The organism is Paenimyroides tangerinum, from assembly GCF_003865405.1.
Classification (GTDB): domain Bacteria; phylum Bacteroidota; class Bacteroidia; order Flavobacteriales; family Flavobacteriaceae; genus Flavobacterium; species Flavobacterium tangerinum.
The window spans coordinates 114,611-127,410 of sequence record NZ_RQVQ01000005.1; the positions used below are offsets into that span (position 1 = coordinate 114,611).

4 protein-coding genes and 1 tRNA gene are annotated in these 12,800 nt (G+C 33.9%); 4 read left to right on the top strand and 1 reads right to left on the bottom strand.

The features are described 5' to 3' along the window. The first annotated feature begins 108 nt into the window (after nucleotides 1–108). Complete coding sequence (locus tag EG240_RS03290) at nucleotides 109–5,730, top strand: fibronectin type III domain-containing protein (RefSeq protein WP_125017400.1); 5,622 nt, start codon at nucleotides 109–111, stop codon at nucleotides 5,728–5,730. A 101-nt stretch (nucleotides 5,731–5,831) separates the two neighbouring features. Here EG240_RS03290 and EG240_RS03295 read toward each other — a convergent pair whose 3' ends face one another. Next, nucleotides 5,832–7,220, bottom strand: a complete 1,389-nt coding sequence (locus EG240_RS03295; RefSeq protein ID WP_125017402.1) for a dipeptidase — start codon at nucleotides 7,218–7,220, stop codon at nucleotides 5,832–5,834. Nucleotides 7,221–7,370: 150 nt separating this feature from the next. Between EG240_RS03295 and EG240_RS03300 the strand changes: the two genes are divergently transcribed. The 3 genes from EG240_RS03300 to EG240_RS03310 all read left to right on the top strand — a co-directional run. Beyond that, nucleotides 7,371–7,452: transfer RNA gene (locus tag EG240_RS03300), tRNA-Leu, on the top strand. 412 nt (nucleotides 7,453–7,864) lie between these two features. Then, nucleotides 7,865–9,475 (top strand): hypothetical protein, encoded by a 1,611-nt coding sequence (locus EG240_RS03305; protein ID WP_125017404.1) that lies wholly within the window; start codon nucleotides 7,865–7,867, stop codon nucleotides 9,473–9,475. Between the two features lie 53 nt (nucleotides 9,476–9,528). Beyond that, on the top strand, nucleotides 9,529–12,800 hold a 3,272-nt coding region (locus EG240_RS03310; RefSeq protein WP_148096338.1), incomplete at its 3' end, for a fibronectin type III domain-containing protein.

Here is a 12,800-nt window from a genome sequence, read left to right on the forward strand (position 1 = left end):
TATTTATATAACTATTGTTTATGTTATTTTTTTGATTAATTTTAAAAAATATTATATTAACTATTTATTAAAACTTTTTAGTTTTTTTTACTAACTAACAATTAATTTATGAATGAAATTACTTTAAACAAATTAAGATGGGGCTATGGTAGCAGTGTCAAGCGATGGCTGCTACAAAAACTCCTAGTTTTAATGGTGTTGTTTGGAACAGTGTCATTAAATGCACAAATTCACATTGGTGCTAATGGAACAACAACTACCAGTTATTTTCCGCTCTATGGATTGTATAATTATAATTATTCGCAGCAAATTGTTTTAGCTAGTGAATATGCCGCCGCTGATGGAGTTGGAGGGCCGATTACTCAGATAAAATGGAAAATCACAACAAATGGAACAGGTTCTACAAATTGGAATAATTGGTCGGTTTTTATAGGGCATACTACTAAAACTTCATTTACAGGTACTACAGATTATGTGCCTCATGCGAATTTAGGTGCTGCTGTTTATTCTGGAATTGTTACTTTTGATGGGAATAATACATGGGTGACAATAAATTTGACGACACCATTTGTATATAATGGAACAGATAATATTTTAGTTGCTGTGATAGAAGATGCACCTGGATGGGGGTCGACTCCTTCTTTTGCTGCTTATAATAATTCAGCAACACATGCTTTTCCTACAACAAATAGAGGGGTTTATTATTATCAAGATCCACAGATTATTGATACAAGTGCTCCTGATGGCAGTGTTTATAAAGGAGTAAGTAACACTATTGCTCAAATTCAATTTACGGGTGTAATGTCACCCTGTGCTAGTCCTCAAAATGTTGTTATAACGAATACACATAATAGTGCAACGGCAACTTGGAATGCAAATGCAAATGCCGATTTAGGAGTTTCTTATGAATTGAGAACTTCAGGTGGTCCTAATAGTGGTGCTACTGGATTGGTGGACTCTGGAACTTTGGCTGCAGGTGTCAACACAGTTTCTCTTTCTAATCTATTACCAAGTACTAATTATACATTGTATCTAAAAACGAATTGTAGTACTTATACAAGTTCATGGGGTGCGGGGAATAGTTTTACAACTTTTTCTTTGGTCCCTTCTCCTTGGTACGAAGGTTTCGCGACAGCAACAGCACCAGTTGGATTTGTTGTTAATGGGTTCAGTTTAACAAATTCAGCGATTTCTAATCCTGGATCTACTGGTTACTTTTATAGAGTTGAACAATGGGTTCCTGGGGATATTGATGCTGTTACAGTTGTAAATGTTGGTCCAATATTAACTGGTGATAAATTTTCGTTTGATTATAACGTGTCAGATTATTATACTCCTGGTGATTTTGTTGATGTCGGAGCTGTTAATTTTAGAGTTGAGTTTTTTGTTAATTTTTCTAATACTCCGGTTTTAATTAGTGAATTTACAAATTCAGGTGATAATCAATGGGGAACATTTGAATATCCGTTAACAAGTTATGTAGGTCAGGTTGTAAAGGCTAAAGTTACTGCTGTTTATACAAGTACGGATTATGATTTTGACTATTATGTCGGATTAGATAATTTCTATATTGGTTCTTGTGCTTTACCTTTGACCACTAATATTGCAAAAACAAATAATTCTGCAACATTATCATGGGATGGATATACTGGTAATACATATACTATTGAATATGGACCAACTGGTTTTGCTCCTGGTACAGGTACAATTGTGACAGGTGTTACTAACAATCATTTAATTTCAGGTTTGTTACCAACAACTACTTATCAAGTTTATGTTATTAATAACTGTGGTAATAGTTCGAGTCCTAAGGTTGGGCCTTTTGCATTTACAACTGAAACAGTTGTTCCTTCACCTTGGTTTGAAGGTTTTGCAACGAGTACCATGCCTGTTGGTTTTAATGTTACTGGTTTAACATTGACAAATGATTTAGCGTCTAATCCTGGATCAAACGGATATTTTTACAGACAAAATTTAGATTCTGCTGGTGAAATCGCTGTCTTATCAACTGTGAATGTTGGTCCTATTTTAACAGGGGATGTTTTTTCATTTGATTATAGTTTGAGAGAATGGAATGGAGGGCCAGGAACTCCAGCAGGTGAAGCATCCTTTAATATTGAGCTTTCTACTAATTTTGGAAATTCTTATATTAGCATTGGAGATTTTCTTAATGAAGAAAATTCTGATTGGGTTCGTTTTGAGTATCCTTTAGGTGCTTATGTTGGTCAAGTTGTTAAAATTAGAGTTAAGGTTGAAAGATTATCAGGTGATTATTACATTGGATTAGATAATTTCTATATTGGTTCATGTGCAATGCCAAATGTTCCTCAAGTTGCTAATACTACGATGAACTCAGCTCTTTTAGAGTGGATAGCTTCACCAACTGATGTTTTTGAAATTGAGTACGGTCCTGTTGGTTTTGTACAAGGTTCAGGAACTGTTTTGATTGCTACAGGTTCATCAATTAATATAAGTGGTTTAACAGAATCAACACAATATGAATATTACATTCGTAGAAAATGTTCAGATACCAATTTTTCACCAAGAATGGGGAAATTTAAATTCATTACATCTTGTGCTGTGTTTACAACTTCTTTTGTTGAGAATTTTGATTCTACGGCTACTGGTTCTTCTACTAATTCTACAGTGCCTATTTGTTGGACATTCTATGATGGCGGTGCTGGATATGGTTTTGTAAATACTGGAAGTGTAGCCCCTGCAACTCCGTCTAAGCATTTCTATATTTACAATAATTCAGATATGACAAATCCTTATATATTGATTTCTCCTGAAACTGATAATTTAGGTAATGGAGCATATCAAGTAAGATTTAAAGCTAGAACAGGTTCAAATGGTGCTAAATTGAAATTTGGTAGGATGTCAAATAAATTGGATGCATCTACTTTTGTAGAAATAACAGAAATTACGTTGCCAACAACTTATTCAGCAACTGATTTTGTTGTGTATTTGCCAGTAACTACAGATGATTATTTTGCCTTTAAATTTGCGCCATCAGCAACTTATCAAAGTTTGTATATTGATAATGTAAATTATGAGCCAATACCTGCGTGTGCACCACCAGTAGGTTTAAATGCGCAAGCTAATTTCGCTAATATGACTGCGAATTTGACTTGGCAAGGACCTCCAAATGTTACAAATAATAATTTTGAGATCGAATGGGGAGAAACTGGTTTTGTACAAGGGTCGGCAGATGGAACAATAGTTACTTCAACTACTCTAAACACAACAATTTCTAATTTAGTTATGGGAGAGTCGTATTCTTTCTATGTTAGAAGAATGTGTGGTGCCGAAAATACAGCTTGGGTTGGTCCTTATACTTTTGTAATGGATTATTGTATTCCAAATTCTAATAATGTAGAAGGAGTAGGAATGACTGGATTGGTTGTTGATGGTACTGACTTTGAGATCACTATGGATGATTCTAATTTGTATAATACACAATATTTAAATACTAACGAACTGTCTTTGACTGCAGGTGTTAATATTCCAATCGAAGCTACTTACAGTACAGCATCTTCGGGAGGTTGGCTTTATGATTACTATACTACGATATGGATTGATTTAAATAATGATGGAATTTTATCTAATTCTGAAATTGTTTTTACTGCAATTCCTATTGAATCTAGTATTGATGGTGTAACTCATGAACTTCCGGCTGGTTCTTCTTTTATTATTCCTGATGGTGGGAATAATATTACAGGAGTTTATAGAATGAGAATTATTGGAAGAGAAAGTAGCTATGCTGTTGATTCTTGTGTAACAGGTTCTACATCTTGGTTTTTTACAGTTGACATGAATGTGAATATTGTATTCCCATGTATTCAACCTACAAATATTAATTTCTTAGATGTTGGTTACGAGTATGTGGTGTTAGATTGGGAAGGTCAAGGTAATAATAATTTTGAATTAGAGTATGGAGTTACTGGTTTTGTTCCAGGAACAGGTACAACTCTTTTAAATGTTACTAAACCTTATACTTTAGAAAATTTAACTCCTGGTACAACGTATGATTTCTATATCAGAAAAAAATGTGGAGATTTGTATAGCGATTGGAGCGCTGTGGCTTCTACTTATGTGTTCTGTGATACTCCTGAGCCAACTGGTGCTAGTTCTCAAACGTTGGTTTCTGATCAATTGTTATCTGATCTTGTAATTGAAGGGCAAAACTTGAAATTCTATACAGATCCTAGTTTGACTCAAGAAGTGCCAGCTTCAACAGTATTACAAGTTAGTGGAACTTACTTTGTAACACAAACGATCAATTGTGAGAGTGATTCATTCTTGATTGTTGATGTTACTGTTTTACCTCGTATTGCTATGCCTATTGTAGCAGCTGGTCAATCATATTGTGATGGAGGTGTTATTGCAGATATTCCTGTTACTTCGATTTCTGGTGCTACTGTTATTTGGTATGCTTCAGCAACAAGTACAACTCCTTTAGCTGCAAATACTCCTTTAGTTACGGGGGTTTACTATGTGGTTCAAACAGATGGTATTACAACTTCGCATAGATTATCAGTGCCAGTTGTTATAAATACAACTCCTCCAAATCTTGTTTCTCAGACAATTAGTTTGTGTGGTTCTTATACATTTGGAAACTTAGCTATTAATAATTTACAAGGAACAACTGTTAAGTGGTATGTTTCTACAACGGCAACAGCTCCTATTGCGAACAATGTGCCAGTAGTTACAGGAACATATTATGTGACTCAGAGTTTTGGTATTTGTGAATCACAAAGAGTTCCTTATCAAGTTACACAAAATGAGTCGTTGAATAAACCAATTGCTGGCGTTCAAAATTTCTGTGGAAGCGGTACAGTTGCTGATTTAGTTGCGCAAGGTGTTCCTGGTGCTCAATTGTTGTGGTATGCTTCTGCAACATCGGTTAATGCATTGAATCCATCAGCTACATTATCTAGTGGAACATATTATGTGGCTCAGACTATGAATGGATGTTCTTCTGAAAGAAGAGCTGTTGCGGTGAGAGTGATTTCGATTGCAGCTCCTCAATTGACTCCGTTTACTGTTTGTGGTGGTGGTACAATTTCTGATTTGTACATTCCAGTTTCAACAGAAACTTCATATAGATGGTATTTGACTCCATCTAGTGATTTTGAATTAGAACAAACAACTCCATTGGTTCAAGGAACATATTTTGTTGAAAGAGTTCAATATGGTTGCGTTTCTGCAAGAACTGCAGTTCAAGTTAATATTGGTGAGGTGCCAAATCCACCAACAGGTGTTGCAACTCAATCTTTTGTTGAAGGTTCAACAATTGCTAACTTAGTTCTTAATCAATCAAATGTTGTTTGGTATGCAAGTTTCAATGATTCTCAGAATGGTGTTAATCCTTTACCTTCTTATACACCTTTGGTAAACGGAACTACTTATTTTGCAGTAATTATTGGTACAAACGGATGTCCAAGTTATCCTTTAGCTGTAACTGTTGATGTTTATTTATCTAATGATGAGTTTGATAAAGAAGGATTGAAATATTATCCAAATCCAGTTAATGATGTGTTGAATATCGATTATGTTGAATCTATTAGATTTGTTGAAGTGTTTGATTTATTAGGAAAACGAGTGAAAACTCTAAATACAAATGATCAAAATGTTCAAATTGATTTATCTGATTTAGCTTCTGGAACTTATATGATTCAGTTGAAAACAGATTCAAAAACACAATTTATTAAAGTAATTAAGAAGTAATATATTAATTGTAATGAAAAAGCCAGGATGTAAATCCTGGCTTTTTTTGGTCTAAAAATGAAACAAAAAAACCGATGATATAATTTCATCGGTCTTTAGTTTTATTTAGATAATTCTGTGAAATATTTGTAGAATAGCGGAATTGTTTCGATTCCTTTCAAGTAATTGAAAACACCGAAATGTTCGTTAGGTGAATGAATTGCATCTGAATCCAAACCAAATCCCATCATAATTGTTTTTGATTTTAATTCCTTTTCAAATAAAGCAACAATCGGAATTGAACCTCCAGAACGAACTGGAATTGGAGTTACTCCAAATGAATCTGAATAAGCTTTTGAAGCAGCTTGATATCCAATAGAATCGATTGGAGTTACATAACCTTGTCCTCCGTGATGAGGAGTAACTTTTACTTTTACAGATTTCGGAGCGATACTTTCAAAATAGTTTTTGAATAATTCTGTGATTTCTTCCCAATCTTGATTTGGTACTAAACGCATTGAAATTTTTGCAAATGCTTTTGAAGCGATAACTGTTTTTGCACCTTCTCCAGTATATCCTCCCCAAATTCCATTAACATCTAAAGTTGGACGGATTGAATTTCTTTCGTTTGTAGTATATCCAGCTTCTCCATAAATATCTTCAATATCTAAAGCATTTTTGTAATCATCTAACGAAAATGGACGTTTTCCCATTTCATCTCTTTCTTCGCGAGAAAGTTCTTCAACCTTGTCGTAGAAGCCAGGAATCGTAATGTGGTTGTTTTCGTCGTGTAATTGCGCAATCATTTTAGATAAAATATTGATTGGATTTGCAACTGCTCCGCCATATAAACCAGAATGTAAATCTCTATTTGGTCCAGTAACCTCAACCTCAACATAACTCAAACCTCTTAAACCAGTAGTTATAGAAGGTTGTGTATTAGAAATCATTCCTGTGTCTGAAATCAGAATAACATCATTTTTTAATTTCTCTTGATTTCTTTCAACAAACCAAGCTAAAGACGCTGATCCAACTTCTTCTTCGCCTTCAATCATGAATTTTACATTGCAAGGTAATGTGTTTGTTTGCATCATTAATTCCAATGCTTTAACGTGCATAAACATTTGTCCTTTATCGTCACAAGCACCACGTGCAAAAATAGCACCTTCTGGATGAATTAGTGTTGTTTTGATTACAGGTTCGAAAGGTGGTGAATCCCATAATTCAATTGGATCTGCCGGTTGAACATCGTAATGTCCGTAAACTAATACGGTTGGTAAAGAAGAATCGAAGATCTTTTCACCATAAACAATCGGGTATCCTGGTGTTTCACAGATCTCAACTTGATCGCATCCTGCCTTTTCTAAAAAAAACTTTACTTTTTCTGCAGTGTTTAAAACATCTTGTGAATAGGCACTATCAGCACTTACAGAAGGGATTTTTAAAAGGTCAATTAGTTCATTTATAAAACGTTCCTTGTTTTTGTCAATGTAATTCTTAATGTGTTCCATGATTTGATTTTGAATGAAAGGTTAAGTCGAACAAATATAATTATAAAAAAAATAATATTTTTTCTTGCAGAATAAAAAACCATTCGTATATTTGCAACGTCTTAAAGAAACAACGGTACTCTTTCTGAGGTCAGAGTTTATAAGCCATCAGCGGGTATGGTGAAATTGGTAGACACGCCAGACTTAGGATCTGGTGCCGCAAGGTGTGAAGGTTCGAGTCCTTTTACCCGCACAAAAAACCTCTTCAGAAATGAAGAGGTTTTTTAATTTTTATTCAAAATGATGATGAACTGATTCAGCTTTGTTTTCAAATTTAGTTCCATCAAAATATTCTTGTAATGGCACTTTTTAGTATTTCTGTTGATTTATAATCAAGACCATTTTTTATCTCTCCCCAACTTTTGCGCTTGCCCCCTTTTTTATCGACGAAAAAATAGAAGTTTAATTATCTATCTTTTAATTCTGATTTAGTTTTTTTTAAAGTTATTATTATAAGAAATAGTTTTGTTTATTAATTTTTTATTGTTATTTTTAACTAATATTTAAATTATTGTTAATAAATTGTGGTTTTTTGTTGTGATTTTATTTATTTTAGGAAATTAATTTAATAAGTAAAATAATTTAAATCAATCAACTATTTATTTATGAATGAAATTACTTTTCAATCAAAGTTGACAAGATCCATGCGCTTTTTTAAGTATGGAATTTATTGTCTCGTATTTCTTGTCGGGCATCTCACGTTCGGTCAAGCGGTTGGAACCATACAAATCGGTTCTGGATCAAACACCTCATCAGGTGGAACTGGTATTCCTGTTACAAATTTTGACTACAGTTATTCGCAACAAATCGTTTCGTCTTCAGAGTACGCAGCGGGTGGAGGTATTGCTGGTAATATTACTAAATTAAGATATAAACCGGCTGCCGTTGGTGATGTTTTAGTTTGGAATGACCTTAAAATTTATATTGCAAATACAACTAAAACAGAGTTTACTAGTGATTCAGATTGGGTATCATTTTCTGATTTAACTCTAGTTTTTAATGGTGTTATTTCTCCAACACCGGTTGATGGTCAATGGTTCGAAATTACATTTATAACTCCATTTGCATATACGGGAGGAAATCTTGTTGTAGCTGTTCATGAAAATGCAATGGGTTGGCAAGGAGGACATGAATTTAGTTCTTATGTATCAACATCTAATACTGGTATTGTTTGGAGACAAGATACAGATAATATTGATCCAGCTACTGCTACGATCGTTGCAAATGGGAGAACATCTAATTTAGCTCAAATACAATTTGTTGGAGCTGTTGCTCCGTGTTTGGCTCCAGCAAATATTCAGATAGTTCCAACTGCAAACGGAGGAACTGTATCATGGGCATCAAATTCGAATGCTGTTGATCACGAATGGATTGTGGTAGCTAATAATGCGGGTGTTGGGGCAACTCCTGTAGCTTCAGGTATAGGTGCGATTTCATCAGCTATCGTTACAGGTTTGAATGCTGCTACTCAATATGATTTGTATGTGAAAACAAATTGTTCTGGAACAGATGGAGTGAGTCTCTGGTCTATAAAAATTGATTTTGTTACAAATTGTGATGTTACACCATTAATAAATGAAAATTTTGATTCTACTCAACCTTCTTTATTACCATTTTGTTGGACTTTTATTGGGGGGGATCCTATGGATTTTTTTTCAGGACATGGATGGGTTGTTGATTACAATGGTGTTTCTGAACCTAACAGTTTTGAGATTTTTAACGGATTAGATAATTTAAGTGATTATATTTTAATTAGTCCCGAAACAAATAACTTAGGTAATGGAACTAAACAATTACGTTTCTTTGCTGGTACAGGAGAAACTAATGTTGAATTAATTGTTGGAACAATGAGTGATCCTACTCAAGTCTCAACTTTTACTCCGTTACCTGGAGGTGTTATTCAATTGACAAATCAATATGTAGAATATGTAGTTACTTTGCCTGCTGGTACAGACGACTATTTTGCATTTAAACATGGTAACTTAGATAGTTTTCAAGATATTTATATAGACGATGTTGTAATGATGGATCCACCTGTTTGTAATGGTGTGGATTTCGGAACTGGTACTGCTACTGAGATTACTAATGTCCAAGCAAAATTGAGTTGGGTTAGTACGGCAGCAAATTTTGATATTGAATATGGTGAGGTTGATTTTGTTCAAGGCTCAGGTACTTTGTTGACCAATGTTGCAAATAATTATGTTTTATCTAATTAGATGAATTTACAACTTATTCTTTTTATGTAAGAAGTAATTGTGGAGCTGATGGAGTGAGTACATGGAGAGGTCCATTTACATTTATGACTCAAAAGGTTACAACTTCTCCTTGGTTTGAAGGGTTTGCTTCTGCTACTGCTGATGGTTGGAATAATATTTCTTCAAGTGTGTTTAATTTGTCTAATTCTATTTCGGCTTTAATGCCTATGACAGATTATGTGATTTATAAAAATTTATATACTGCTGACGGTAACGGTTCAGGTATCACGAGTTTGAATGTTGGACCAATATTAACAGGTGATAAATTAGCCTTCAATTATAAAATGGCTATGTTCTCCAATCCTTATGGACCAGTTGATGCATCAACAGGTAGCGTAGATGTTTTTATTTCTACTGATTACGGTCTTAATTATACTTTATTAACAAATCTTCCATATAATGAAGTTGATGGATGGCAAGATTTCGAAACACCTTTAAACTCATATATTGGGCAAATAGTTAAAATTAAAATTGTAGCTAATTATAATTATGATCCAGATGATTATGTTGATCACTATATAGGATTTGATAATTTTTATATAGGATCTTGTCCATTACCGTCAACACCTATCGTAACAAATGTTTCAACAAATACGGCAGTAATTAATTGGGAAGCTTCTGCGACTGATCTTTTTGAGATTGAATATGGATTAGCTGGTTTTACTTCTGGAACAGGGACTATTGTGTCAGCAACTGGTAATTCGATTACACTTAACAATTTAGTCTTAGCTTCTAATTATGAATATTTTATTAGAAGAGTTTGTGGAACTAATAATTCTCCTTGGTTAGGTAAGTTTAAATTTTCTACAACATGTGAGGTGTTTACTACTGGGTTTACAGAAAATTTTGATTCTACAGATTCAACTAATCCTACGGTTTCTGTTTGTTGGAGCTTTTTGGATGGAGGAGTTGGTTATGGAACTGTGATTGATTGGAATAGTAGTTCTACTCCTAACTCATATTATATGTATAATGATTCAGATATCACAAATGCTTATATCTTAGTTTCTCCTGAAACATTAAACTTAAACGATGGAACATATAGAGTTAGATTTAAAGCTAGAAGTGGAAGTAATGGTTATAAATTGAAGTTTGGAACCATGTCTAATAAATTAGATGCTGCGACTTTTACTCAGTTGCAGGAGTTTAGTTTGACGGGTGATTATCAAGAGTTTGTGGTTTATTTACCTGTTGGTACAAACGATTTCTTTGCTTTTAAACATGGACAAGCTGGTGCTTATCAATCAATTTATATTGATGATGTGGTATATGAACCAAATCCAACATGTGTAGAACCTGTTTTGCTTGGTGCTTCAATAGATTTAGTAGGTTTAACTGCTGATTTAACTTGGTCAGGACCTGAAGTTGTAACGAATAATAATTTTGAAATTGAATGGGGAGAAGCTGGTTTTGTACAAGGTACAGGAACTATAGCTGAATCTACTTCTTATTCTACATCCATTACAAATTTAGTAGCTGAAGAGGGTTATTCGTTCTATGTTAGAAGAATTTGTACAGGAGAAAATACGGCTTGGGTTGGACCTTATACATTTGAAATGGGATATTGTATTCCAGTACAACCAGAGTTTTATTCTGTGGATAATTTAGGTGTTACCAATATTACGATAGATAATTTAAATGTTAATCCAACTCCTATAATGTACACAAGTTATTTAAATGAAATATTAACTCTAAATTCAGATGAACTTATTTCGTCATCAATGACGTTTAATACAGATTCAGGATTTAGTAGTTATACATACGATACACATATTTGGATAGATTTAAATAATAATGGAGTTTTTGAAAATAATACAGAAAAAGTCTTTACAGGTGTTGCCCTTGCAGAATCACCAACAACATTAAATACTTCTTTTATAATTCCTAATACGGGTAATAATCTAACAGGTGAATATAGAATTAGAATTGCAACTGCAGACTCAGCTCAATCAACACCTAGTCCTTGTTATGCAGGTAGTTATTCACATATTTTTGATTTTAAAGCAACGGTTACTTTCCCATGTAATCAACCTTCAAATATCAATTTTGTTGACGTCGGATTTGATTACGCAACGTTGGATTGGCAAGGTCAAGGAAATACTAATTTTGAGATAGAATACGGTTTGACTGGATTTACTCAAGGATCAGGAACTGTAATACAAAACGCAACTAAGCCTTATACAATTAATAATTTAACTCCTGGATCTACGTATGATTTCTATATCAGAAAAAAATGCGGAAATATATTTAGTGATTGGAGTACAGTTGCGACAACTTATGTCTTCTGTGATACTCCAGAGCCAACTGGGGCTAATTCGCAAACATTAATTCAATATGAATTACTTTCGGATCTTGCTATAGTAGGTCAAAATTTGAAATTCTATACGGATCCAGGCTTAACTCAAGAAGTTCCGGTTTCAACTGTTTTAAATGTAAGCGGAACATATTTTGTAACTCAAACAATTAATTGTGAAAGTGATGCGTATCTGATTGTTGATGTAACTGTTACGCCTAGAATTGCGCAACCAATAGTAGATTCTAATCAAAACTTTTGTAATGGTGGTACTTTAGCTGATATTCCAGTTACATTACTTCCGGGAGCTACTGTGATTTGGTATGCAGATGAAACTAGTGCGACAATACTTCCTGAAACGACTGTAGTGACTAATAATACTTATTACGTTGCTCAAACAGATGGAGTAACAACTTCGATTAGAGTTCAGGTAAATGTTACTGTTAATCCAACTCCTGTAGATTTGGTTTCACAACCAATTCATTTATGCGGAGCTGCAACTTTTGGTAATTTAGTTATAAATAATCTTCCAGGAACAACAGTTAAATGGTATGTTTCTCCAACTGCTATAACTCCAATTGATGGTAATGTACCAGTTTCAACAGGAACTTATTATGTAACTCAAGCTTTCGGTATTTGTGAGTCACAACGAGTTGCTTTTCAGATATCTCAGTATGATGCTTTAGAGAGACCTCTAGCTTCTACTCAAATATTCTGTGGGAGTGGAACTGTTGCTGAATTAGTTGCTGATGGAGTAAATGGAGCTCAAATTTTATGGTATGCGTCTTCAACTGCTGTTACTACTTTATCGCCTGCAGCTGTATTGTCAACAGGGACATATTATGTTGCTCAAACAATTAATGGATGTACATCTGATAGAAGAGCAGTTGCGGTAAGAGTTATTTCAACAACCGCTCCTCAAGTTTCGCCTATTAACCTGAATTCGATTATTAATACAAAGCTAACTGACTGGAATTTAGATGTTCAAATTTA